The 24,953-nt window shown below is 63.9% G+C and carries 23 protein-coding genes and 1 other RNA gene; 5 read left to right on the forward strand and 19 right to left on the reverse strand.

The annotated features are described in order from the left end of the window. Positions 1–73 precede the first annotated feature (73 nt). The 14 genes from ftsA to mraZ form a co-directional block, all read right to left on the reverse strand. On the reverse strand, positions 74–1,306 hold the full coding sequence (ftsA, locus tag ACVC5H_RS24050; RefSeq protein WP_008334543.1) for a cell division protein FtsA: 1,233 nt from the start codon (positions 1,304–1,306) through the stop codon (positions 74–76). Between the two features lie 10 nt (positions 1,307–1,316). Next, positions 1,317–2,087: a cell division protein FtsQ/DivIB gene (locus ACVC5H_RS24055; RefSeq protein ID WP_338717645.1), complete on the reverse strand. Its 771-nt coding sequence runs from the start codon at positions 2,085–2,087 to the stop codon at positions 1,317–1,319. 28 nt (positions 2,088–2,115) lie between these two features. Then, positions 2,116–3,120, reverse strand: coding sequence for a D-alanine--D-alanine ligase (locus tag ACVC5H_RS24060; protein ID WP_489620222.1), 1,005 nt, complete (start codon positions 3,118–3,120; stop codon positions 2,116–2,118). Next, positions 3,117–4,544, reverse strand: coding sequence for a UDP-N-acetylmuramate--L-alanine ligase (gene murC, locus ACVC5H_RS24065; RefSeq protein ID WP_489620223.1), 1,428 nt, complete (start codon positions 4,542–4,544; stop codon positions 3,117–3,119). Before murC ends, ACVC5H_RS24060 begins: the two co-directional genes overlap by 4 nt. Further along, complete coding sequence (gene murG, locus ACVC5H_RS24070; RefSeq protein ID WP_489620224.1) at positions 4,541–5,623, reverse strand: undecaprenyldiphospho-muramoylpentapeptide beta-N-acetylglucosaminyltransferase; 1,083 nt, start codon at positions 5,621–5,623, stop codon at positions 4,541–4,543. Before murG ends, murC begins: the two co-directional genes overlap by 4 nt. Next, a complete protein-coding gene (gene ftsW, locus ACVC5H_RS24075; protein WP_489620225.1) occupies positions 5,620–6,885 on the reverse strand; it encodes a putative lipid II flippase FtsW in 1,266 nt (421 codons plus the stop codon). The genes murG and ftsW overlap by 4 nt, the downstream gene beginning before the upstream one ends. Then, a complete protein-coding gene (gene murD / locus ACVC5H_RS24080; protein ID WP_489620226.1) occupies positions 6,882–8,969 on the reverse strand; it encodes a UDP-N-acetylmuramoyl-L-alanine--D-glutamate ligase in 2,088 nt (695 codons plus the stop codon). Before murD ends, ftsW begins: the two co-directional genes overlap by 4 nt. Before the next feature lie 119 nt (positions 8,970–9,088). Beyond that, complete coding sequence (mraY, locus tag ACVC5H_RS24085) at positions 9,089–10,258, reverse strand: phospho-N-acetylmuramoyl-pentapeptide-transferase (RefSeq protein WP_338717638.1); 1,170 nt, start codon at positions 10,256–10,258, stop codon at positions 9,089–9,091. A 1-nt stretch (position 10,259) separates the two neighbouring features. Continuing rightward, positions 10,260–11,720, reverse strand: coding sequence for a UDP-N-acetylmuramoyl-tripeptide--D-alanyl-D-alanine ligase (locus ACVC5H_RS24090; protein WP_489620227.1), 1,461 nt, complete (start codon positions 11,718–11,720; stop codon positions 10,260–10,262). Beyond that, on the reverse strand, positions 11,717–13,243 hold the full coding sequence (locus ACVC5H_RS24095; protein ID WP_489620228.1) for a UDP-N-acetylmuramoyl-L-alanyl-D-glutamate--2,6-diaminopimelate ligase: 1,527 nt from the start codon (positions 13,241–13,243) through the stop codon (positions 11,717–11,719). Before ACVC5H_RS24095 ends, ACVC5H_RS24090 begins: the two co-directional genes overlap by 4 nt. Beyond that, a complete protein-coding gene (locus ACVC5H_RS24100; protein ID WP_489620229.1) occupies positions 13,243–15,021 on the reverse strand; it encodes a peptidoglycan D,D-transpeptidase FtsI family protein in 1,779 nt (592 codons plus the stop codon). Before ACVC5H_RS24100 ends, ACVC5H_RS24095 begins: the two co-directional genes overlap by 1 nt. Further along, a complete protein-coding gene (gene ftsL, locus ACVC5H_RS24105) occupies positions 15,018–15,290 on the reverse strand; it encodes a cell division protein FtsL (protein WP_489620230.1) in 273 nt (90 codons plus the stop codon). Before ftsL ends, ACVC5H_RS24100 begins: the two co-directional genes overlap by 4 nt. Continuing rightward, positions 15,287–16,270, reverse strand: a complete 984-nt coding sequence (gene rsmH, locus ACVC5H_RS24110) for a 16S rRNA (cytosine(1402)-N(4))-methyltransferase RsmH (protein WP_489620231.1) — start codon at positions 16,268–16,270, stop codon at positions 15,287–15,289. Before rsmH ends, ftsL begins: the two co-directional genes overlap by 4 nt. A 12-nt stretch (positions 16,271–16,282) precedes the next feature. Beyond that, entirely contained in the window at positions 16,283–16,711 is a 429-nt protein-coding gene (gene mraZ, locus ACVC5H_RS24115) for a division/cell wall cluster transcriptional repressor MraZ (protein WP_006465511.1), read from the reverse strand. 381 nt (positions 16,712–17,092) lie between these two features. Between mraZ and ACVC5H_RS24120 the strand changes: the two genes are divergently transcribed. The 3 genes from ACVC5H_RS24120 (at position 17,093) to ACVC5H_RS24130 (ending at position 18,628) form a co-directional block, all read left to right on the forward strand. After that, a complete protein-coding gene (locus tag ACVC5H_RS24120; protein WP_489620232.1) occupies positions 17,093–17,503 on the forward strand; it encodes a hypothetical protein in 411 nt (136 codons plus the stop codon). A gap of 19 nt (positions 17,504–17,522) precedes the next feature. Continuing rightward, positions 17,523–17,807, forward strand: coding sequence for an HU family DNA-binding protein (locus ACVC5H_RS24125; protein WP_006465510.1), 285 nt, complete (start codon positions 17,523–17,525; stop codon positions 17,805–17,807). Positions 17,808–18,148: 341 nt separating this feature from the next. Next, positions 18,149–18,628, forward strand: coding sequence for a nuclear transport factor 2 family protein (locus tag ACVC5H_RS24130; RefSeq protein ID WP_489620233.1), 480 nt, complete (start codon positions 18,149–18,151; stop codon positions 18,626–18,628). A 39-nt stretch (positions 18,629–18,667) separates the two neighbouring features. Here ACVC5H_RS24130 and ACVC5H_RS24135 read toward each other — a convergent pair whose 3' ends face one another. Then, positions 18,668–19,828, reverse strand: a complete 1,161-nt coding sequence (locus ACVC5H_RS24135) for an enoyl-CoA hydratase/isomerase family protein (protein ID WP_489620234.1) — start codon at positions 19,826–19,828, stop codon at positions 18,668–18,670. Between the two features lie 72 nt (positions 19,829–19,900). Then, positions 19,901–20,235: RNase P RNA component class A (rnpB, locus tag ACVC5H_RS24140), an RNA gene on the reverse strand. A gap of 182 nt (positions 20,236–20,417) precedes the next feature. Here rnpB and ACVC5H_RS24145 point away from each other — a divergent pair. Both ACVC5H_RS24145 and ACVC5H_RS24150 read left to right on the forward strand, forming a co-directional pair. Beyond that, complete coding sequence (locus tag ACVC5H_RS24145; protein ID WP_489620235.1) at positions 20,418–21,683, forward strand: D-amino acid dehydrogenase; 1,266 nt, start codon at positions 20,418–20,420, stop codon at positions 21,681–21,683. Between the two features lie 86 nt (positions 21,684–21,769). Beyond that, the gene (locus ACVC5H_RS24150) at positions 21,770–22,522 is read left to right on the forward strand and encodes an HpcH/HpaI aldolase family protein (RefSeq protein WP_489620236.1); all 753 of its coding nucleotides are present in this window, start codon (positions 21,770–21,772) and stop codon (positions 22,520–22,522) included. Between the two features lie 87 nt (positions 22,523–22,609). Here ACVC5H_RS24150 and ACVC5H_RS24155 read toward each other — a convergent pair whose 3' ends face one another. From ACVC5H_RS24155 to ACVC5H_RS24165, 3 genes are all read right to left on the reverse strand, one after another. Next, entirely contained in the window at positions 22,610–23,617 is a 1,008-nt protein-coding gene (locus ACVC5H_RS24155; RefSeq protein WP_489620237.1) for an aldo/keto reductase, read from the reverse strand. Between the two features lie 67 nt (positions 23,618–23,684). Further along, positions 23,685–24,686: an AraC family transcriptional regulator gene (locus ACVC5H_RS24160; protein ID WP_489620238.1), complete on the reverse strand. Its 1,002-nt coding sequence runs from the start codon at positions 24,684–24,686 to the stop codon at positions 23,685–23,687. Between the two features lie 67 nt (positions 24,687–24,753). Further along, on the reverse strand, positions 24,754–24,942 hold the full coding sequence (locus tag ACVC5H_RS24165; RefSeq protein WP_489620239.1) for a hypothetical protein: 189 nt from the start codon (positions 24,940–24,942) through the stop codon (positions 24,754–24,756). Positions 24,943–24,953: the final 11 nt, after the last annotated feature.

Below are 24,953 nucleotides of genomic sequence, written 5' to 3' on the forward strand. Positions count from 1 at the left end.
GCCAGAAACTCCGAATGCTTTTACATCCTGATGCATTGTCCAGCGCCCGCCATTGACGGCCGCCGGCAGGTATTCAGAAATTGCCGAGGAACCACTCCTTCATGCGCTGCCAGACCGCCTTCACCGAGCCTTCCTGGCGCGTCACGATGTAGCCGCGCAGGTATTGCTTCTTGGCTTCCTGCAACAGACCCAGCACGGTCGAGTAGCGCGGGCTGCGCACCACGTCGGCCAGCTGGCCGCTGTACTCGGGCGTACCCAGGCGCGCCGGCTTCAGGAAGATGTCTTCGGCCAGTTCGGTCATGCCCGGCATCATGGCCGAACCACCTGTCAGGACGATGCCCGAGGACAGCACCTCTTCATAGCCCGACTCGCGCACCACCTGGTGCACCAGCGCGAACAGCTCTTCCACGCGCGGCTCAATCACCGCGGCCAGCGCCTGGCGCGACAGCGTGCGCGGATTGCGGTCACCCAGGCCGGGCACTTCCAGCGTCTCGGTCGGATCGGCCAGGATCTGCTTGGCCACGCCATAGCGCAGCTTGATCTCTTCAGCTTCCAGCGTCGGCGTGCGCAAGGCCATGGCGATGTCGTTGGTGATCTGGTCACCCGCAATCGGAATCACGGCGGTATGGCGGATCGCGCCTTCGGTGAAGACCGCAACATCCGTGGTGCCGCCGCCAATGTCGACCAGCACCACACCCAGCTCGCGCTCGTCCGTGGTCAGCACCGAATCGGCCGAAGCCATCGGCTGCAGGATCAGGTCCGATACTTCCAGGCCGCAGCGGCGCACGCACTTGACGATGTTCTGCACCGCAGAGACCGCACCGGTGACGATGTGCACCTTCACTTCCAGGCGGATGCCGCTCATGCCGATGGGCTCGCGCACGTCTTCCTGGTTGTCGACGATGAATTCCTGCGGGACCGTGTGCAGCAACTGCTGGTCGGTCGGGATGTTGACCGCCTTGGCGGTCTCGATCACGCGCGAGACGTCGGCGGCGGTCACTTCCTTGTCCTTGATGGCGACCATGCCGCTGGAATTGAAACTGCGGATGTGGCTACCGGCAATGCCCGTGTAGACATTGCGGATCTTGCAGTCCGCCATCAGCTCGGCTTCTTCCAGCGCGCGCTGGATCGACTCGACGGTGGCCTCGATGTTGACCACCACGCCTTTCTTGAGCCCCTTGGACTCGGACTGCCCCAGCCCGATCACTTCATGGCGGCCGTCGGGCAGCACCTCGGCCACCACCGCCACCACTTTCGAGGTGCCGATGTCCAGACCGACGATCAGATTTTTTGCGTCTTTTGTCATAGCGTTCCGCTTATTTCTTTTTCCCGTTCATTGCCGCCAGCACCAGGCCATCCGCCTTCAAGGCCATCCCGTTGGGATAGCGCAAGTCGACGCTTTCTATCTTTCCTTGCAATCGTTCCAGCAGTTGCGGATACACCGCCACCAGCCGCGCTACACGTTCCTTCAAAATCGCATCGCCCTGCTCACGGCCCAGCTCGACCGTCATGCCATTGTCCAGCCGCACGGTCCAGGCATAGCGGTTGGACAGCACCACCGACTCCGGCTCCAGCTTGATGGGCGCAAACCACTGGCGGAACTGCGCCAGCCGGGTCACGACCTCTTTCTCGCTGCCGGGCGGGCCATCGAACTCCAGCAGATCACCGTCATCCTCGGCCTCGGCCAGGTTGGCGGTGAACACGTCACCCTTCTGCGAGAGCAGCTTGCCATCTTCGCCCCAGGTACCCAGGGCCTTGTGTTCCTCGATCTTCACCACCAGCCGGTCCGGCCATTCACGCCGCACCATGGCCTTGCGCACCCAGGGCACGGCTTCGAAGGCCGCACGTACCGCCGTCAGGTCGGCCGTGAAGAAATTGCCATGGATGCGCGGCACCGCAGTGGCCCGCACCGTCAACGCATTGACCTTCTCCAGCGGCATGTCGCTGGCTGATTCGATGCGTATCGTGTGCAGCGTAAACATCGGCCGCTGCGCCACCCACCACAAACCCGATGCCACCAGGGCCAGCAGCACCAGCGCAAAAAGCGCACTGCTGATGGCGTTGAGCATCTTGACGTCCTGCCACATCGACGCGTTCTTCCTTAAACCCGGACCATCACGGCTGGTCCGCCTGCGGCGTCCAATCCTTGGATGGCCTCATGTCCAGCGCGGCCATCGCCAAAATCTCGCAGCACAGGTCTTCATAGCTCATGCCCAGCGCCTTGGCCGCCATCGGCACCAGCGAGTGGCCGGTCATGCCGGGCGAGGTGTTGATTTCGATCAGGTAAGGCTCAGCCTTTCCATCCACCTCGCGCAGCATGAAGTCCACGCGGCTCCAGCCACGGCAACCCAGCGCATTGAAAGCCCGTACCGCCAGATCCTGGATATGGCGCGTCAGTTCCTCATCCAGCGGGGCCGGGCAGTAATATTTCGTGTCGTCGGTGAAATACTTGTTCTGGTAGTCGTAATTGCCGCCCGGCGCGCAGATCTCGATGATCGGCAAGGCCCGCGCATCGCGTCCCCGCCCCAGCACCGGCACCGTCAGTTCACGGCCACGGATGAATTCCTCGGCCAGCACCACGCTGTCATAGCGGGCGCACATCTCGAAGCTCACCTGCATGTCGGAATAGCCGTTGACCTTGGCAATGCCGATGGTCGAGCCTTCATGCGGCGCCTTCAGCATCAGCGGCAGGCCCAGCTCATCGGGCACCACGCGCAATTGTTCGCGGGTAGCGGTCTTGGTATCCAGGCTCAGGAAGCGCGGCGTGGTCAGGCCGTGCGAGAGCCAGATGCGCTTGGTCATGATCTTGTCCATGGCGATGCTGGAGGCCATCACGCCAGGGCCGGTATAGGGCAAGCCCATCTGTTCCAGCGCGCCCTGCAGCGTGCCGTCCTCGCCATAGCGTCCATGCAGGGCGATGAAGACGCGATCGAACTTCTCGGCCTGCAATTCACCCAAGCTGCGCTCGGCCGGGTCGAAGGGATGCGCATCCACGCCCTTGCTGCGCAGCGCCTGCAGGACGCCGCTGCCCGACATCAACGACACTTCGCGCTCGGCGGAGCGGCCACCGAAGAGCACGCCGACGCGGCCGAAGCCCTTGATCTGTTCCTGGCTGATCATGCGGCCCCCTGTTCGTTCTTGCCACCGGCTTGCGCCACCAGGCGGCCCGGCACGGCGGAAATCGATCCCGCGCCCATGGTCATGACCACATCACCGTCGCGCACGACGTTGCGGATGGTCTCGGGCATCTCACCGATATCGTCCACGAAGACCGGCTCCACCTTGCCGGCCGCACGCAGCGCATGTGCCAGCGAACGGCCATCGGCGGCCACGATGGGGGCTTCACCGGCGGAATACACTTCGCCCAGCACCAGCACGTCAGGAGACGACAGCACCTTGACGAAATCCTCGAACAGATCGCGCGTACGGGTATAGCGGTGCGGCTGGAAGGCCAGCACCAGGCGGCGGCCCGGATAGGCGCCACGGGCGGCGGCGATGGTGGCAGCGGTCTCGACCGGGTGATGGCCGTAATCGTCCACCAGCGTGAAGTGGCCAGCGGGATTGCCCTGGGCGTCGGTGATCGGCACCTCGCCGTAGCGGGTGAAGCGGCGGCCCACGCCGTTGAATTCGGTCAGCGCCTTCTGGGTGGCGGCATCGTCCACGTCCAGCTCGCGCGCAATGGCAATGGCCGCGCAGGCATTCTGCACGTTGTGCATGCCGGGCTGGTTCAGGCTCACCTGCATGGGGGCGTAGCCGTCCTGGATCACGGTGAATTCCATCTTGCCATCCACGGCGCGGGCCTCGATGGCGCGCACGTCGGCATCTTCATGGAAGCCATAGGTGAGGATGGGCTTGGAGACCATGGGCATGATCTCGCGCACGTGCGGGTCATCCAGGCAGAGCACGGCCACGCCATAGAATGGCAGGCGCTGGGTGAACTCGACGAAGGCCTGCTTCAGGCGCGCGAAGTCATGGTTGTAGGTTTCCATGTGATCGGCATCGATGTTGGTGATGACTTCGATCACGGGGGTCAGGTTGAGGAAGGACGCGTCCGATTCATCGGCCTCGGCCACGATGAATTCACCGGTACCCAGCTTGGCATTGGCGCCCGCGCTGGTGAGGCGGCCACCGATGACGAAGGTCGGATCCAGCCCGCCTTGCGCCAGCACGCTCGCCACCAGGCTGGTGGTGGTGGTCTTGCCGTGGGTGCCGGCAATGGCAATGCCCTTCTTCAGGCGCATCAGTTCGCCCAGCATCACCGCACGCGGCACGATGGGGATGTGCTTCTTGCGCGCGGCCAGCACTTCCGGATTGTCGCCCTTGACGGCGGTGGAGGTGACGATGGCGTCGGCGCCTTCGATGTTCTCGGCCGCATGGCCATAGCGGATGCAGGCGCCCAGCTGTGCCAGGCGCTGGGTGGCGGCGTTGCTGCCGAGGTCGGAACCCGAGACGCCATAGCCGAGGTTGAGCAGCACCTCGGCGATGCCGCTCATCCCGGCGCCGCCGATGCCGACGAAGTGAATATTCTTGACGCGATGCTTCATGGTGTTACCAGTCCTTCCAGCACGCGCGCGATTGCCTCGTTGGCATCGCGCCGGCCTTGTTCGTACGCCGCCTGCGCCATGGCATGGCATGCAGCGCGGTCCAGTTTCTGCAGCAAACCGGCCAGGTGTTCCGGCGTCAGTTCGCGTTGCGGCAGGTGAATCGCCGCCTTGTTCCGTGCCATCCATCTGGCGTTGTCGATCTGGTGCGAGGTGGTCGATACCGCCAGCGGCACCAGCACGCTCGCCACGCCGGCGGCCGTCAGCTCGGACACCGTGATGGCGCCCGCGCGGCAGATCACCAGGTCCGCCTCGGCATAGCGGCGCGGCATGTCATCGATGAAATCGACCACCTCGGCCTGCACGCCTGCGGCCTCGTAGGCTGCACGCAAGGCGGCGATGTGCTGCTTGCCCGACTGGTGCGTCACCTGCGGGCGCAACGCAACGGGCAGCTTCGCCAGCGCAGCCGGCACGTTGTCATTCAAGACCTTGGCGCCCAGGCTGCCACCTACCACCAGGATCTTCAGCGGACCGCTGCGGCCGGCGTAACGCTGGGCCGGCTGCGGCAGCGCGATGATTTCCTTGCGCACCGGATTGCCGGTGACCTCGGCCTTGCCGGCGGCACGGCCGAAATCGGCCGGGAAGCCAAACAGCACGCGGGTGGCCAGGGGCGTGAGCGTCTTGTTCGACAACAACAGCGCCGCATCCGCATTGACCAGCACCAGCGGCTTGCCGCGCAGGCGCGCCATCATGCCGCCCGGCACGGTGACGTAACCGCCCATGCCCAGCACCACATCGGGGCGGCGGCGGCCGAGGATGGCATGGCAATGCAAGAAACTTGCCGCCAGCCGCCACACGCCCTTGACCGTATGCATCAGGCCCTTGCCGCGCAGGCCGGCGAAGACGATGCTGTCCATCTCCACGCCATGGCGCGGCACCAGGTCACGCTCCATGCCGTGCGAGGTACCCAGCCAGCTCACCTGCCAGCCGCGCGCGCGCATGGTGTCGGCAATGGCCAGGCCCGGGAAGATATGACCACCGGTACCGGCCGCCATGATCAGCAGCTTGCGGGGCGCACTCATAGACGGCCTCCGCGCATGAGCACCCGGTTTTCATAATCGATGCGCAACAGGATGGCCAGGCCAATGCAGTTCAACAGCACGCCCGATCCGCCATAGCTCATCAGCGGCAGCGTCAGGCCCTTGGTCGGCAACAGGCCCAGGTTCACGCCCATGTTGATGAAGGCCTGCACGCCCAGCCAGATACCGATGCCCTTGGCCACCAGCCCGGCAAAGGTCAGGTCCAGCGCGATGGCCTGGCGGCCGATCTCGAAGGCATGCTTGACCAGCCAGTAGAACAGCAGCACCACCACCAGCACACCGGCGAAACCGAGTTCCTCGCCGATGACGGCCAGCAGGAAGTCGGTATGCGCCTCCGGCAGGTAATGCAATTTTTCCACGCTGCTGCCCAGGCCCACGCCGAACAGTTCGCCACGGCCGAAGGCAATCAGCGAATGCGACAGCTGGTAGGCCTTGCCCAGCGCGTTGTCTTCTTCCCAAGGATTCAGATAGGCGAAGATCCGCTCGCGCCGCCACGGCGAGGTCACGATGACCAGCGAGAACACGCCTACCAGGGTCGCGCCGATGCCGCCGAACCAGACCCCGTTGATGCCGCCCAGGAACAGGATGCCCATGGCGATGCAGACGATCACGCCGAAGGCGCCCAGGTCGGGCTCCAGCAGCAGCAGCAGGCCGACCAGGCCGACGGCGGCCGCCATCGGGAAGAATCCCTTGACCAGCTTGTGCATCACCGCCTGCTTGCGCACCGTGTAGTCGGCGGCGTAGAGCACGATGAAGAGCTTCATCAGTTCGGACGGCTGCAGGTTGATGATCTTCAGCGAGAGCCAGCGCTTGGCGCCGTTGACGCCCTTGCCCACGCCGGGAATGAGCACCATCAGCAGCAGGATCAGGGTGACGGCGAACAGGTACGGCGCCCACTTCTGCCAGGTCTCCATGCGCACGCGGAACACTACGGCGCCCGCGATGATGGAGAGCACGATGAAGATCGCCTGGCGGATCAGGAAGTGATAGTTCGAATAGGAGGCGTACTTGGGCGAATCCGGCAGTGCCACCGAGGCCGAATACACCATCACCATGCCGAAGAGCATGAGCAGCAGCACCACCCAGATCAGCGGCTGGTCGTATTCCATCATGCGCGAGCGCTGCTCGAAACCGATGCTGCCAGAGGCGCTGCCACGGCCGCTGCGCGCACGCCCGGCGGCCACGGGTGCGACCTCCTTGCGGCCACCCAGCCAGCTACGCATCGAGGACAGGCCCAGTTTCATGACAGCACCTCGCCGCGCGAGAGCGCCAGTTCGCGCACCGCGTCCACGAAGACTTCGGCGCGATGGGCGTAGTTGCGGAACATGTCCAGGCTGGCGCAAGCCGGCGAGAGCAGCACGATGTCACCCGCCTGGGCGATCTGCCCGGCCTGCTCCACCGCCTGCTCCAGGCTGGCGCAATCGATCAGTTCGACACCGCTGTCGGCCAGCGCGGCCCGCACGGCGGGGGCGTCGCGGCCGATCAGCAGCACCGCGCGTGCATATTTCTGCACCGGCAGGTCCAGCGGCGAAAAGTCCTGGCCCTTGCCATCGCCACCGGCGATCAGCACGATGCGGTTGGGACGGCCACCCAGCCCCAGGCCGTTGAGCGCCGCCACGGTGGCACCGACGTTGGTGCCCTTGCTGTCGTCGTAGTACTCCACTTCCTGGATCACGCCGACCAGTTCCACGCGATGGGGCTCGCCGGTGTAGTCGCGCAGGCCGTGCAGCAGCGGCGCCATCGGCAAATCGATGGCGCGGCACAGGGCCAGCGCGGCCAGGGCATTCATGGCGTTGTGGGCGCCGCGGATCTTCAGGGCATCGGCGGGCATGAGGCGCTTGATCGTCACGGGCGGCGGCAGCATGTCCTTCTGCTTGCGGCGGCGCTTGCCTTCCGGCACTTCGTCATCTTCATGCACGAAGGCATTGGCCAGCCACTGCATGCCATTGTCGTTGACCAGGCCAAAGCTGTTGGGCGTGGACGGTTCGTCCAGGCCGAAGCTGGACAGCGGCGCAGCAGCTGAGGCCATCTCCATCACCAGCGCGTCGTCGCGGTTGAGCACGCGCACGGTGTCCTGGCCAAAGATGCGGGCCTTGTCGGCGGCGTAGTTTTCCATGCTGCCATGCCAGTCGAGGTGATCCTGGGTCAGGTTCAGGACGGTGGCGGCGTGCGGCTGCAGGCTGTGCGTGGTATGCAGCTGGAAGCTGGACAGCTCCAGCACCCAGGCCTGCGGCATGGAGCCGCGATAGGTCGGCTCGGGCGGCGGCGGGGGCGGGACTTCGACCAGCGCATCTTCTTCAGCCTTGCGCGAGACTTCCATGAAGTCGCCCAGGTTCATCGCTTCGCCAGTGGTCGCGGGCGCCTCGATATCGGCTTGCGGCACCACGTCGGAGGCCACGTCCAAAGTAGCTTCGAGGGCGGAGTCGGGTGTGTCTTGCGGCGTGCCATCTTCAGGGGCCGGTTCGACAACGCCTGCATCGCTAGCACTGGCTGCCTCGGCATCGTCGGAAGAGGCCTCGGTGGCGGGCTGCTCTGGCACCTGCGTAGATTCAGCAGCGACCAGCAGCTCCAGTTGCGGGGCTGGTTCGGGTTCGGAAGGTGCGTCGGGTTCCGAGGGCTGCTCCTGCAACACCGGCACCGCAATCGCGGCCGCTTCCTCGATACGGGCGGCGGCGCGGCGGTGCTTCTCGATCTCGGCGGCCTGCTGGGCGTCCAGCACGGCCTGTTGCGCCGCCTGCGCCTCGGCTTCGGCAGCGGCCTGGGCAGCGGCGATGGCATCCTGCTCTGCCAGTTCGGCCAGGAAAACCTTGTCCTTGATGACGGCTTCGCGCAGCACGTCCAGTGCGGCCGGGCTGATATTGCCGGCCACCTGCACCGACAGGCCGGCGCGCTGGCACAGCAGGCCCGTCAGCCGGGTTACGGTGGTCTTGCCGTTGGTGCCGGTGATGGCCAGCACCTTGGGTTGATACAGGGTCTCTTCGCGCAGGGCAGCAAGCGCCTGGGCGAACAGTTCGATCTCGCCCCACAGCGGCAGGCCGCGCTCGGCGATGGCCGGCATCAGCGGGGCCAGCTCGCCTTCGGGCGCCAGGCCCGGACTGACGGCAACGAAATCGATTCCATCCAGCAACGCGGGCGCCAGTGCCTGGCCCAGCACGGCCTCGGCTGCCGGCGCCTCGGCGCGCAAGGCAGCCAGACGCTCGGCCAGCGCCGCTTCGCCGCGGGTATCGGCCACGCGCACGCCGGCGCCGCAGTAGACCAGCCACCGCGCCATTGCCAGGCCGGACTCGCCGAGTCCGAGCACCAGAACGTGTTTGCCCGAGTAATTCATCTTGTTTTCCGACTCACTTCTTCATTAAGGTCTTGCCATGCAGGGCCCAGCCCTGCCAACCACAAAGGCGCCGCTTGCATTTCGTCACAAGGGGCGCCGTTTTTCTTCATATCGCCTGTTTACCGCAGCTTCAGCGTCGACAGGCCGACCAGCACCAGCATCATGGTGATGATCCAGAACCGCACCACCACCTGGGTTTCTTTCCAGCCCTTCTGCTCGTAGTGATGGTGCAGCGGCGCCATCAACAGCACGCGCCGGCCGGTGCCGAAGCGCTTCTTGGTATACTTGAAATAGGCCACCTGGATCATCACCGAGAGTGTTTCCACCACGAAGATGCCGCCCATGATGAAGAGCACGATTTCCTGGCGCACGATCACCGCGATGGTGCCCAGCGCACCGCCCAGCGCCAGCGCGCCGACGTCGCCCATGAACACCTGCGCCGGATAGGCGTTGTACCAGAGGAAGGCCAGGCCTGCGCCGCCCATGGCACCGCAGAAGATCAGCAATTCGCCGGCTCCGGGGATGTGCGGGATGAACAGGTACTTGGCATAGCTGGCGTTGCCGGTCAGGTAGGCGAACAGGCCCAGGGCAGCCCCCACCAGCACGGTCGGCATGATGGCCAGGCCGTCCAGGCCGTCGGTCAGGTTGACCGCATTGCTGGTGCCGACGATGACGAAATAGGTCAGCGCGATGAAACCCCACACGCCCAGCGGATAGGTGATGGTCTTGAAGAAGGGCACGATCAGGTCGGCCTTGGGCGGCAGGTCCAGGCTGAAGCCGGAACGCACCCAGGCCACGAAGAGATCGAAGACCTTCATGTTGCTCACTTCGGAAACCGAGAAGGCCAGGTAGAACGCCGCCACCAGGCCGATCAGGGACTGCCAGAAATATTTCTCGCGCGAGCGCATGCCTTCCGGATCGCGGTAGACCACCTTGCGGTAGTCATCGACCCAGCCGATGGCGCCGAAACCGAGCGTGACGATCAGCACGATCCAGACGAAACGGTTGGACAGGTCCGCCCACAGCAGGGTGGAAATGCCGATGCCGATCAGGATCAGCACGCCGCCCATGGTCGGGGTGCCGGACTTGATCAGGTGGGTCTGGGGACCATCGGTGCGCACGGCCTGGCCGACCTTCATGCGGGTGAGCATGCGGATCACGGCGGGGCCAGCGATCATGCCGATCAACAACGCCGTCAGCGTGGCGAACACCGCGCGGAAGGTGATGAAGTTGAACAGGCGCAGAAAGCCGAAGTCCTGTTGAAAATTCTGTGCGAGCCAGACCAGCATGCTAATGGGTCTCCTGTTGATGTTGCGTGAGTGATTCAACGTTGACCAGATGCTGTACAACTCGCTCCATCTTCATGAAGCGTGAACCTTTTACCAAAATGGTCGCGCCCTGCGGCGCGGCCTGCTCCACCGCCGCATTGAGTGCGCCGATGTCGTCGAAATGCATTGCCTGCGCTGCACCTTGTAGCGCCGGACCATACGAAGTGACGGCGTATTTCGTCAATTCGCCCAATCCAAAGAAAAGCGGAATGCCACGGCTGCGCGCATACGCGCCGATCTCGGCATGGAACTGCGGACCCTGGTCGCCGACTTCGCCCATGTCACCCAGCACCAGCACGCGCGGGCCGGCAATGGCGGCCAGTACATCGATGGCGGCGCGCACCGAATCGGGGTTGGCGTTGTAGGTGTCGTCGATCACCAGCGCACCACTCCTGGCCTGCTTGCGCTGCAGCCGGCCATTGACCGGCGCGAAGCTCTGCAGGCCGCGCACCACGGCATCCACCGCGATACCGGCGCCCAATGCGCAGGCGGTGGCGGCCAGGGCATTGCGCACGTTGTGCTCGCCCACGGCAGCCAGCTCGACCTTGAACTGCGCCGGTGGCACGGCCAGGCCCTTGACGGTGACCTGCAGGGTGCTGCCGAAGGTGGCGGCCTGATAGCTGGCGCTCACATCGGCTTGCGCACTGAGGCCAAAGGTCAGCACGCGGCGCGTGCCGGCCTCTTCGCGCCAGAGCGGGGTGAAATCATCATCGGCCGGGAACACGGCCACGCCATCGGCCGGCAGGTGGCGGATCACGGCGCCGTTTTCGCGGGCCACCGCTTCCACGCTGGCCATGAATTCCTGGTGCTCGCGCTGGGCATTGTTGACCAGCCCCAGCGTCGGTGCAGCGATGCGCGAGAGCACGGCGATCTCGCCCGGATGGTTCATGCCCATCTCGATGACGGCGGCCTGGTGCTGCGCGCGCAGGCGGAACAAGGTCAGCGGCACGCCGATCTCGTTGTTGAAATTGCCGCGCGTGCCCAGGTAGCCGTCTTCACCGAAGGCAGCCGCGAGGATGGCGGCGATCATTTCCTTGACGGTGGTCTTGCCGTTGCTGCCGGTCACGCCGATCACCGGGATCTGGCGCTGGACACGCCAGCCATGGGCGATCTGGCCCAAGGCCGCGCGGGTGTCGGGCACCACGATGGCGGGCACGGACAGCCCCGGCGGCACGCGCTCGACCACCACGGCAGCAGCGCCCTGGGCGGCCACTGCATCAAGGAAGTCATGCGCATCGAAGCGTTCGCCGCGCAGCGCGACGAAGACATTGCTGGGCTTGACCGCACGGCTGTCAGTGACCACATCATTGAGTTCGAGCACGCCTTGCGGGGCATTGACCACGCCCGGCACGGTGTGCGCGGAGGCGGCTTGCTCGGCGGTACGGATCCATTCCAGCAACTGGCGGAAATCGAATCGCATCATGCGCCTCCCATCATGGTCGAACGCGCGGCCAGGGCCAGCGCGACATGATCGGCATCGAGGAAGGGCAATTTCTTGCCGGCGATTTCCTGATAAGGCTCATGGCCCTTGCCGGCCAGCAGCACCACGTCGGACTTGGTGGCATGGCGGATCGCCCACAGGATCGCACCGGCACGGTCGGGCAACACTACCGGTTCGACACGGCTCATGCCGGCGCGGATCTGGTCGATGATGGCTTGCGGATCTTCGGTGCGCGGATTGTCGCTGGTCAGCACGACCTGATCGGCCTGCTCGGCGATCTGGCCCATCTGAGGGCGCTTGCCCGGATCGCGGTCGCCGCCGCAACCAAACACGCACCACAGCTGGCCACCGCGCTGGGTAGCGACCTGGCGCAGGGTGGAGAGCGTCTTGTCGAGCGCGTCGGGCGTATGGGCGTAATCGATCACGATCAGTGGCACGTCGGGGCCGCCGAATTGCTGCATGCGGCCGGGGGCCGGGGTCAGCGCGGCAGCGGCGGCAACCACGGCATCCCAGGCCACGCCCTGGGTGAGCAGCACACCCATGATGCCCAGCACGTTGCTGACGTTGAAGCGGCCGACCAGCTGGGTCTTGACCTGGCCGCTGCCGAAAGGCGAATCCACATGGAAGGCGGTGCCGGTATGGCTGCTGCGCAACTGGCTCGCGCGCAGGGTGGGCACGCCTTGCGTGTCGCCACCCTGCCCGTCGGCAATGGCGTAGCCGATCACCGGCAGCTTGCGCTCGGCCAACAGCGGCAGCAGACGCTGGCCCATGCCATCGTCCAGGTTGACCACGGCGTGCTTGAGGCCGGGCCACTGGAAGAGCTTGCGCTTGGCCTCTTCATAGGTCTGCATGTCACCGTGGAAATCCAGGTGATCGCGGGTGAAATTGGTCAGCAAGGCGACATCGACGTGCATGCCATTCATGCGCCCCTGGACCAGTCCGATCGAGGAGGCCTCAATGGCCAGCGCGCCCACGCGGGCCTGCGACAGCTTGAACAGGCTGCGCTGCAGCAGCACGGCGTCCGGCGTGGTATAGCCGGTGACGTCGAAACCTTGCGGCTTGCCGTTGATGAAGGTGCCCACGCCCAGGGTACCGATCACGCCAGCGGCGCTGGCACCGGGCAGGCGCGAGAGTGCAGTGCCCAGCCAGTAGGCGCAGGAGGTCTTGCCATTGGTGCCGGTGACGGCCACCGTCAGCATGCCCTGGTCAGGCTGGCCGTACCAGGCGGCGGCGATCTCGCCGGCACGGGCCTTGAGATCGGGCACGGCCAGGTGCGGCTCTTCGATCTGTTCGGGCCAGGTGTAGCCCTCGGCTTCGTAGAGCACGGCCGCAGCGCCCCGTTCGACGGCATCGGCAATATAGGAGCGGCCATCGGCGTCGCCCACGTAGGCGAAGAACGCGTCGCCCGGCGCCACGCGGCGGGAATCCGAGGTCAGCTGCGCAGACGGCGCCGCCTGGCGCAGCCAGGCGAGGATGTCATGAAGGCTCAGAACGCGCTCGGACATTACATGCTCTCCTCAAGCGGTTCTTTGGGAATGATGATGTTGGTCACGCTGGAATCCGGCGGTACGTTCAATGCGCGCAAGGCATTGGCGGCCACGTTGGCAAACACCGGACCGGCCACTGGGCCGCCAAAGTGCTGACCTTGCGGCTCGTCGATCATCACCGAGATGATCAGGCGCGGATCCGACATCGGGGCGATGCCCGAGAAGGAGGCCACGTACTTGCGCACGTACTTGCCATTTTCGATCTTGTAGGCGGTGCCGGTCTTGCCGCCCACGCGATAACCAGGCACCTGGGCCTGGGGCGCGGTACCGCCGGGGGCGACCACGGTTTCCAGCATGCGCCGCATCTGCAGGGCGGTATCGGGCGAAATGACGCGCTGGCCGATGGGCGAATCGGTGACCTTGGTGAAGGACAGCGGAATGATGTCGCCGTTGCGGGCAAAGATCAGGTAGGCATGCGCCAGCTGGATCAGCGACACCGAGATGCCGTGACCGTAGCTCATGGTAGCCTGCTCGATCGGACGCCATGACTTGTAGGGACGCACGCGTCCGGCCACCGCACCGGGGAAGCCGAACTTGGGCTGCTGGCCGAAACCGACCGTGGTGAACATTTCCCACATCTCTTCCGGCGGCATGCCCAGCGCGATCTTGGCTGTACCGATGTTGGAGGACTTCTCGATGATCTGCGCCACCGTCAGGGCACCATGCGCATGCGAATCGCCGATGGTGGCGGTGCCGATGGTCATCTTGCCGGGTGCAGTCTGGAACACGGTGGAGGGCGTGACGCGATGGGTATCCAGCGCCAGGGCCACGGTGAAGGGTTTCAGGGTCGAGCCGAGTTCGAAGGTATCGGTCACCACGCGGTTGCGCAGCTGCGCGCCGGTCAGCACCGAACGGTCGTTGGGGTTGTAGGTCGGCATGTTGGCCAGGGCCAACACTTCGCCGGTCTTGGCGTCGACCACGATGATGCCGCCAGCCTTGGCCTTGTATTTTTCCACCGCTTCCTTCAGTTGCGTGAAGGCGATGTACTGGATCTTGCTGTCGATGGAAAGCGTCAGGTCGCGACCATCGTGCGGTTCGCGGATGGATTCGATGTCTTCCACCACGCGGCCCAGGCGGTCCTTGATGACGCGGCGGCTGCCGGTCACGCCGGCCAGGGTCTTCTGCGCGGCCAGTTCCATGCCGTCCTGGCCGGCATCCTCGATGTTGGTGAAGCCGACCACGTGCGCCATCACCTCGCCTTCAGGATAGAAGCGCTTGTATTCCTTGCGGGTCTCGATGCCGGGGATGCCCAGCTTGACGATCTTGTCGGCGGTGTCCTGCTCGACCTGGCGCTTCAGGTAGACGAAGCTGCGATCCGAATCGAGTTTCTTGCGCAACTCGGCATCGCTCATTTCCAGCAGCTTGGCCAGTTGCGCGAGCTTGTCCTTGGGGGCGGATTGGACGTCATCCGGAATGGCCCAGATCGCCTTGACCGGCACGGAAGAGGCCAGCACCTGGCCATTGCGGTCGGTGATCTTGCCGCGCGTGGCGGGCATTTCCAGGGTACGGGCGTAACGCGAAGCGCCCTGCTTCTGCAGGAAATCGGTGGACACGCCCTGCAGCCACAGTGCCCGCAGCACCAGTGCCACGAAGGCGGCAAACAGCACGAACAGCACGAAGCGCGAGCGCCAGGCCGGCAGCTTGACCTGCAGGATGGGATTGGAAGAGAACGCCACGCCCTTGGAAGCGGCCACGCGGCCACCGGCGAGGTTGGTACGCGGAGGCATCTTGGTCATTGCGCCCCCACGGTCAGGTATTGAGTGCGGGCGGCCGTGACCGGCACCATGCCCAGGTCACGCCGCGCCAGCTCTTCGATCCGGGCGTTCTTGCCCAGCGTGGACTGGTCCAGCTGCAGCTGCGCCCAATCGACGTCGAGCTGGCGGGCCGCGCTCTGGGCGCGCTCCAGCTCGATGAAGAGGCTGCGGGCCTTGTACTGGGCGCTCACGACCGAGAGCGCGCAGCCCACCAGCATCATGGTCAGCAGGATGCACAGACGCCCGGTCATGCAGGGGCCCCTTGGGTGAGCGGTGCGGCCACGGCAGTGATGCGCTCCAGGCCGCGCATGACCGCCGAGCGGGCGCGCGGGTTGGATTCCACTTCAGAAGCGCTGGGCATGACCCGCGGCAGCAGGCGCGCCGGGGCTTGCGGCAGGTCCACCGCACGGATCGGCAGGCGGCGGTCAGGCTGCGGCGCATGGGCTTTGGAGGCCATGAACTGCTTGACGATGCGATCTTCCAGCGAGTGAAAGCTGATCACGACCAATCTCCCGTGCTGCGCCATCTGGGCAAATGCCTTGTCCAGTCCTACTTCGAGTTCTTCAAGCTCTTGATTGACGAAAATCCGTACAGCCTGAAAGGTGCGAGTGGCCGGGTCTTTGCCTTTCTCGCGGGTTTTGACGGCTTGTGCCACGAGCGCGGCAAGCTGTCGTGTGCTTGAAATTGGCTCGATTGCCCGGCCAGCAACAATCTTCTTTGCAATCTGAAGAGCAAACCGTTCTTCCCCATAATCACGTATCACCTTTGCAATCTGCTGTTCATCTGCCGTTGCCAGCCATTCCGCTGCCGACACGCCACGGGTGGTATCCATGCGCATGTCCAGCGGGCCATCGAGGCGAAAACTGAAGCCGCGCGCGGCGTCATCCACCTGCGGCGACGAGATGCCCAAATCCATCAATACCCCGTCGACCTGCGCGATGCCGCGTGCGGCAAGCGCTTCATCCATGGTCGCAAAGCTGTCATGCACGATCTCGAAGCGAGCATCGGTGATCTTTTGCGCCGTGGCGATGGCCAACGGATCCTTGTCAAATGCGATCAGGCGCCCTTGCGGGCCCAGCCTGGACAGGATGGCGCGGCTATGACCGCCACGGCCGAAGGTTCCGTCCAGGTAAATGCCATTGGCGCGCTCGCCCTCAATGGCCAGCGCGTCCACGGCTTCTTCCAACAGCACGGTGCGGTGCTGCAGCTCGGGCACCGGTTGCAGATTCATCTTGTCCGGCCGTCAGAAGGAAAAATTACTCAACACATCCGGCATACCACCCGCCACAGCCTCGGCTTCACTTTCGGCCAGCTTGACGGCATCCCAGATTTCGAAATGGCTACCCATGCCCAGCAACATCACATCGCGCTGCAAACCCACGGCCGCGCGCAACTCGGGCGCAATCAGGATGCGGCCGGCGCTGTCGAGCTCCACGTCCTGGGCATTGCCCAGGAAGATGCGCTGCCAGGCACGGGCCGACATGGGCCAGTTGGCAATTTGCTCACGGTGTGTCTCCCAGGTCGGGCGCGGAAAGAACAGCAGGCAGCCATGCGGATGGCGCGTCACGGTGGCGCGTCCTTCGCACTGCACAATCAGGGCGTCACGATGCTTGGCCGGAATGGTCATCCGTCCTTTGGCATCGAGATTGAGTGCTGACGCGCCCTGGAACACTGTGTTTTTCCTTCGCCTGCGGCGAGTGAGTTTGCTGATCGGTTGCCTTGTCGTGCCAGGCAAATGCAAATGACGCCGCAAATGCCCCACAAAAAAACACTTTTTCACACTGCCGCCCACTTTAGTGGATGCACTATTGCAGGTCAAGCGGTATACGCTGTGAAAAACAGCGATTTTGCTAATAAAGTCAAAGACTTAGCGCACTTCTTTAAAACACCCGTTTCATAACATTTGTGAAGAAAATGAAGGACTTAGCATTTACATTGAAGGTGCAACCTGAGCTATACACATGTGTTTCGCGCCAGAATTGCGCAACGGCGCGGATTTGCGCCGCATGGAAGAGCCGGCATGCCCGTTTTCGGGGCAGCGGGAAGAGGGAAAATGAGAGACACCAAGATCGGCCGATTTGCGAGTGCAGCAGACCAAGGGACATGGATTTTGCAGTGCAACTTAAGTTCAGCGAAAGCCGCTGAAAAGCGGAAAAAAACCTCGGCCGCAGTCCACGGGGTAGCGGAGGAATCCGTCTCAGACCCGAAACTTCATCAATTTCTTCATCAAATGAATGGTGCCAAGCGTTTTTGTTTTGACTTCCTCTGCGCGCAGCTTTTACTATCCGTGTCTTTGGGAAGATCGAACCGCAAAAATGGAGCAGCAAAGCGCCGTTGGCGGGTGTTGAAAAGCACCTCGGTTTTTTTCAATCAAAGGCCGGTTCCGGCCAGGCCAGATCGGCTGAAAACGCAGATAGGGCTTGCGGATCCGCCTCATTCCAGTGCTAAAATCTGGGCACCTTAACAGTGAAAGGAATTTTAAAGTGAACAAATCTGAATTGGTTGACGTTATCGCCGCCGACACCGAGATCTCCAAGGCAGCAGCCCAGCGCGCGCTGGACTCCGTCATCGAGAACATCATCAAGGCCGTGACCAAGGGCGATACCGTGCAATTGGTTGGCTTCGGTTCCTTCTCGACCGGCAAGCGCGCTGCCCGCACCGGCCGCAACCCGCAAACCGGCGAAGAAATCAAGATCGCCGCTGCTACCACCGTGAAATTCTCGGCTGGCAAGGCTTTCAAGGAAGCCGTGAACAAGAAGAAGAAATAATTTCACGCTTCGCGCATTTGAATGCCATGAACCAGGTTCATGGCATTCAAATCGAGGCCGATCCTGGTGGTCGGCCGTCTCCCCCTAGTACTTCCCCGTCCTCCCCAGCAATACCTGATCCCGTTCGCCAGGCTTGAGGCCCGGCCGATACAGCACAGTTCCCCGCCAGCCTGCCACGCACAGCAGCGCCATGTCCCTGCAGGGCCGTCTTCGTTCGCCAATGCCGCGCGCTGCGCCTGGAATTTTTTCGGATTAACATCTGCCCGTAGTCGCAGTCCCGCTTGCCGTCCCGCTGACCACCAGACCTGCCGGCCCGTCCGGCGCATCCAAGGAGACCGTCGATGAATAGCCCCGCCCAGCGTCCGCCGCTGCCCCCGTTCACCCGCGAGACTGCCGCCATGAAGGCGCGTGCTGCCGAGGACGCCTGGAATTCCTGCGACCCGCAGCGCGTCTCGCTGGCCTATACCGAAGACAGCCGCTGGCGCAACCGTGCCGATTTCATCCACGGTCGCGCGGAGATCGTCGCCTTCCTCACCCGTAAATGGGCACGTGAACTGGATTACCGTCTCATCAAGGAAGTCTGGGCGCACGAAGGCAACCGCATCGCCGTGCGCTTCGCCTATGAATGGCATGACGATTCGGGGAGCTGGTTCCGCTCTTATGGCAACGAAAACTGGGAGTTCGACGAACATGGCCTGATGCGCCTGCGCCATGCCTCCATCAATGACCTGCCCATCAAGCAAGCCGACCGCAAGTTCCACTGGGACCGTTCGCGCCCGCGTCCGGCCGACCATCCCGGCCTGTCCGAGCTGGGCCTGTAAGACCGGGCCGCTGGGCCGAGCTGGACACGCTGTAGGGCTTCAGGCGCCCAGGTCGGCCAGCGGATGGGCCGCGCGTGACCACGGATCGGCGAAAAAGCCCTCCACCCATTGCGGCGTGGCACCGGCCAGCGAGGCCGGGCTCCATTGCGGCTTCTGGTCCTTCTCGATGATCAGCGCCCGGATGCCCTCGACGAAATCCGCGCGTGCCGCGCAATGCAGCGAGACCACGAATTCCAACCGGAACACCTCCGCCAGCGACAGCGGACGCACCCGCTTCTGCAAGGCATACCCGAGCCAGGCCGAACCCGGCGAGCCGGCGCGCAGAGTGGCCTGGGCCTTGCTCAACCAGGCCTCCTCGGTCTGCAATGCCAGGATGCCCTCGACGATTTCGGGCAGCGTCGGCCGGCGGCACAGGGCATCGATCTGCTCGAAATGCGTGCGCAGGTTGGAGGCGGCGAACGCGGCCGTCCCCTCCTGCAGCGAGGACGCCTGCGCCGCACCGAGGACCCGATCCAGCAGCTCCGCATCCTTGCCCTCCCCCCACGGCTGCCGGAGCAGGGCATCGATCACCGCCTGCTTGCCGGCGTGCGCCACGCGGTAGTCGGCCAGGCCGGCGAAGAGCGCGTCGTTGGCATTGAGGTTGGCGCCGGTCAGCGCCAGGAAGATACCGGTCTTGCCCGGCATGCGCGACAAAAACCAGCTGCCGCCCACATCCGGATACAGGCCGATGCTGATTTCCGGCATGGCCAGGCGCGATTTCTCGGTCACCACGCGATGGCTGCAACCGGCCATCAGGCCGATGCCGCCCCCCATGACGATGCCATGCCCCCAGCACAGGATGGGCTTGGAGAAGCTGTGGACGAGATAATCCAGACGATATTCCTGCTCGAAGAACTCGGCCGCATAGGCATTGGCGCGAATGTCGCCGCGCGCCGGCGAGGCGTGATGCTCGCGCATGGACCGATAGAGCTGCTGCAGGTCGCCCCCGGCGCAGAAGGCCTTCTCGCCCTGGGCCTGCAAGATGACCATGGCCACCTCCGGATCGGCCTGCCAGCGCTGCAGTTGCGGCGTCAACAGCTTGACCATCTCCAGCGAGATGGCATGCAAGGTCTTTTCGGAAGCGAGGGTGGCGATGCCGATGCGACGGCCATTGGCGGCCGTCAGTTCTTCGAAGAGCACGGGTGCGGCGATTTGGTTCATGGGTCTCCTGGGGTATCGTCTCTTGCGCGATCCCGCAGTGCCCGCGGGCCGCAGTCTTGTGATGGATGAATTCAATGAAGCAGGCCGGTAGGCCGGATTCTGTTACGGCGGGAAACCCGCTATGACAGCCATTCCTCTAGGCGACGGATCGCTCCGCCGCTCAAGCTTTCTACCCGCACGCTCCGCGAGCCACATCAACGCGTGCCTATTTGAAATTGCTCCGGGTGGAGGTTACCGCGTTTCACCGTAACTTAATACGCTCGTCTCTGTGGCCCTGTTCCTCGCCTTATACCGGCTTGCGCCGGCTTTCAGCGGACGGCCGTTAACCGTCACCCTGCTCTGTGGAGTCCGGACCTTCCTCCCGCCGCCTCCTCGCGAAGGCGGCCAGCGGCTGTCTGGCCTGCATCGGGCGCTATTGTAGCGCAGCATGGCGCTTCCCCGACCAACAGAAGGCGCAAAACGCTTGTGCATGCACGCAAATCTTCATGCCAATTCGGCATGTGACACCTGCGCGGCTCTTCGGTAGTCTGGTGCTGATCCGCTGCAGGCCACGTGCCGCGCGGCTCTTGACTGACTCCAACGAAACACCATGCATATCTGCGTAATGGGCGCCGGCGTGATCGGCGTGACCACTGCCTACCGTCTCCTGCAGGATGGCCACCAGGTCAGCCTGATCGATGCGCGCCAACAGCCCGGTGAAGGCACCAGCCAGGGCAATGGCGCGCAGCTCAGCTATTCCTATGTGGCGCCGCTGGCCGATCCCTCGGTCTGGACCAAGTGGGCGTACTACCTGTTCAGCAAGGATTCGCCGCTGACCATCAAGCCCACGGCCGATGCGGCGCAATACCGCTGGCTGCTGGAATTCCTGCGCTGCTGCCGTGCCCCGCGCGTGCGCCAGACCACCATCGACCTGCTGCAGCTGGCCTTCTACAGCCGCGACCAGCTCACGCAATGGGATGCCGGGCTGCAGCTGTACTTCGACCATCAGCGCTCCGGCAAGCTGGTCATGTTCACCGATGCGCCGGGCCTGGAGGCGGCCGCCCGCCAGGTGCAATTCCAGTCGCAATATGGTTGCCAGCAGCAAGTGCTGGGTGCGGCCGATTGCCTGCGTATCGAACCGGCACTGGCTCATTCGCAACGCGATTGGGTCGGAGGCGTCTACACGCCCAGCGAAGAGGCAGGCGATTGCCCGCAGTTCTGCCGCGCACTGGTGGAGGCCATGCAAGGCAATCCGAACTTCCGCTTCCTGGGCGGCCGGCAGGTCTCTGCGGTGCGCCGCGAGGGCCGGGCACTGCATGCGGTACAGGCCGGCGGCGAATGGCTGGCGGCCGACCGTTTCGTACTGGCGCTAGGCGCCGACAGCGTGGCGTTCGCCCACCTGCTGGACTTGCGCCTGCCGCTCTATCCGCTCAAGGGCTACAGCATCACCGTACCGCTGGAGGATGAGGCCAGCCGGACGGCCGCACCCCAGGTCTCCATTACCGACATTGCCAGGAAGATCGTCTATGCGCGCCTGGGCCAACGCCTGCGTGTGGCGGGCCGCATCGAACTGGTGGGCCAGGACCGCAGCATTGCCCCGTGCGCCATCGAGGAACTGAAGAACGGCCTGCGCGAACTCTTCCCCGGCTGCAGGCTGGGCGAGGATGCCACGCTGTCGCCGTGGATGGGATTCCGACCGGCCACCCCGAGCGGCGTGCCCATCGTCGGCGCGTCGCCTGTGGAGAATCTGCATCTCAACATCGGCCAGGGTGCGCTGGGCTGGACGCTGGCCTGCGGCAGCGCGGCGCTGGTGGCCGACCAGATCGCCGGCCGCAAGCGCGCCATCGATGACGCGCCCTTCCAGTACCGCGCCTGAAGAAGTTTCATGTCAGGCCCGCGCATTCGGACTTAACATGGCACATCGCCAGCACCTCCGCTGGCCTGACCCATGGGAGACGAACGATGCGGGAAAACCGGCTGCGCACCCTCTTCGCGCAACAGCAACTGGCCCTCTCGGGCTGGGTATCGATGGGCAACTCGCTGCTGGCCGAAGTGTTGGGCCACAGCGGTTACGACGCCGTGACGGTGGACCTGCAGCATGGTCCCTTCTCGATTGAATCGGCGCTGTCCATGCTGCAGGCCATCTCCAGCACCCCGGCCATGCCGCTGGTGCGGTGCTCCGAAAACAGCCTGGGTGAAATCAACAAGCTGCTCGACGCCGGTGCCTATGGCGTGATCTGCCCGCTCATCAACACGGCCGCCGACGCCGAGCGCTTCGTACGGGCCTGCCATTATTCACCGCGCGGCGGGCGCAGCTATGGTCCCGCGCGCGGCTTCCTGTATGGTGGCGCGGATTACTTCGCCCACGCCAACGCCACCATCCTGACGCTGGCCATGATCGAGACGCGCGAAGGCTACGCCAATGCCGAGGCCATCCTGAAGACATCGGACCTGGACGGCATCTTCATCGGCCCCAGCGACCTCGCCATCGAACTGGGCCTGGCGCCGGATGCCTACGATGATGCGCGCCTCAATGGAGCCATCGACCATCTGCTGGCGCTGGCGCGCAAGCTGGGCAAGTACGTGGGCATCTTTGCCGGCACCATGGACATGGCCCAGCGCATGAAGGCCATCGGCATGGATCTGGTGGTGCCGGGGACGGATATTCAGCAGATCAGGGCGGAAGGAATGCGGCGGGTTGACGCATTACGCTGAGGCGCTGGCGGCAGGAAGCGTTCCGACGAAAACGGGTCGGCTCATTTGCGCTGACCCGTTTTCGCGGCCACGAATCGCTCCGTTGTTTCAACCCCGCACCACCCGCCCAAAGAACGGATAATTCGGATCGTTATACCCATGCGTGGAAGCATGCCCCGGCGTCACCAATTCATCCACCAGCGCCTCTTCCTCAGCACTGATCTTCAACTCAACCGCGTCGTAATAATCCTCCATCTGCGCCAGCGTGCGCGGCCCCGCAATCACGCTGCTGGTGGCCGAATTGGCCAGCACCCAGGCGGTGGCGAACTGGCCCAGCTTGATGCCACGCGCTTGGCAATGCTGTTGCAAGCGCTGCGCGATCAACAGGGATTCTTCACGGAATTCGGTTTCCATCATGCGCTTGTCGCCACGGCCGGCGCGCGTATCTTCGGCCGGCTTCTGGCCAGGCTGATACTTGCCGGTCAGCACGCCACGTGCAATCGGGCTGTAAGGCACCACGCCCAAACCGTAATGCGCGCAAGCCGGCAGGATTTCCACTTCAGGCTGACGGTTCAGCAGGTTGTAATAAGGCTGGCACACCAGCGGCAACGGCACGTTGTTCTTCTCGCACAGGCGCACGATCTCGGCAATGCGCCAGCCACGGAAATTGGAAACGCCAAAGCCGCGTATCTTGCCCGCACGGATCAGGTCGCCCAGGGCCTGCACGGCTTCTTCCAGGTTCTCGTCCTGGTAGTCGCGGTGCATGTAGAGGATGTCCAGATAATCGGTATCGAGACGCTTGAGGATGTTCTCGGTCTCGCGCACGATCCAGCTGCGCGAATAATGCGATTCATTGGGCTTGCCGCTCATGGCATTGCCCAGCTTGCTCGCCAGTACCCACTCATGGCGCTGCCCGGCCAGCAGCTTGCCGACGATTTCCTCGGACTTGCCCTTGGTGTAGACGTCCGCAGTATCAATGAAATTGATGCCATGCTCGCGGGCCGAGGCTACGATGCGGCCGGATTCCTGCACATCGGTCTGGTCGCCGAACATCATGGAACCCAGACACAGGGCCGATACTTTCAGATTGCTCTTGCCGAGGCGACGATAGTGCATGCTCTCTCCAAATCGAAAAAAGGGTGTGGGTAAATCAACTGCTGCTGTGTTTGCGCGTCGCCGATGTTCACAACATCGGCGCTTCCTCTTCCTGCCAGCGCCGCTTGTCGCGCAGCGGCGGTGCGCCGAACAAGCGGCTGTATTCACGGCTGAACTGGGATGAACTTTCATATCCCACGCGATGCGCCGCAGTGGCCACGCTGGCGTCGGCGGTGAGCATCAGTCTGCGCGCTTCCTGCAACCGCAGGTTCTTCTGGTATTGCAAGGGGCTCATGGCTGTCACCAGCTTGAAATGGTGATGCAGCGAGGACACGCTCATGTGTACGTCGCGCGCAATATCCTCAATGCGCAGAGCCTGGTCATAACCCTCCTTGATGAGCCGGATCGCCTTGGCCACGCGGTTCATCTGGCTGTCCTGCAGCACGGTCTGGCGCAACAGCGCGCCCTGCCCGTTCATCAGCAGCCGGTACAGGATCTCGCGTCGGATCATCGGTGCCATGATAGCCACGTCGCGCGGCGTCTCATGCAAGCGCAACAGGCGCAGCACCGCATCGAGCAGCGCCGCGTCGAGCCGGTTCACGTACAGGCCACGCGCAGCGCCTTCGCCCGGATGGGCGGCAGCCGGCAGATTCTCGTCGCCGATCAGTTCACCGATTTCCTGGGTATCGAGCTCCAGCCGCAAACCCAGGTAGGGTTCATCGGGACTGGTCACCGTGACTTTGCCGACCACCGGCAGATCCACCGAGGCGACCAGGTAATGCATGGGATCGTATTCGTAGATTTCGTCGCCCACGAAGATGCGCTTGGACCCTTGGGCGATCGCGGCAAAGACCGGTTTTTGCACCGCGTGTTTGGGACCTGTCGGACAGGTAATCCGATAGATTTCCAGATTGGGGATGGCCGTTTCCAGTATGCCCTCGACACCGGCGGTATAGCGCTCCAGCAGTTGCAGCAGCTCCTGCTGCATGGCCTGGAAGCGCGGATCATCGCCCTCCCGGGCGGGTTCGCTTCCAGCGGCATCGGACAGCAGCGGAGCCGCCTCCTGGATGGAATGCAGATCGAGCTCCATAAGCTCCTCTCTTTGAAAGACAGACGCGACTTTAGCGCGGACCGGCAATTGCCTGATCCTCCGCGATTCACGCACGGAGAATCAGGCAAGAAGTTTGCAGGATCAGGTATGCCCTGGCACGATCAAGCGCGGCGATGATCACCTCATCAAGCAGCAATATCACTATCCGCGCGATTCCACCTGAAACTCCAACTGACAGACGCAGAGAATCGGGCAAAAAATCAGCAGCTTTCGGCACGCGGAAAAGCGCGTCCACCCTGCATAATC

This window comes from Herbaspirillum sp. Her3 (assembly GCF_057961275.1).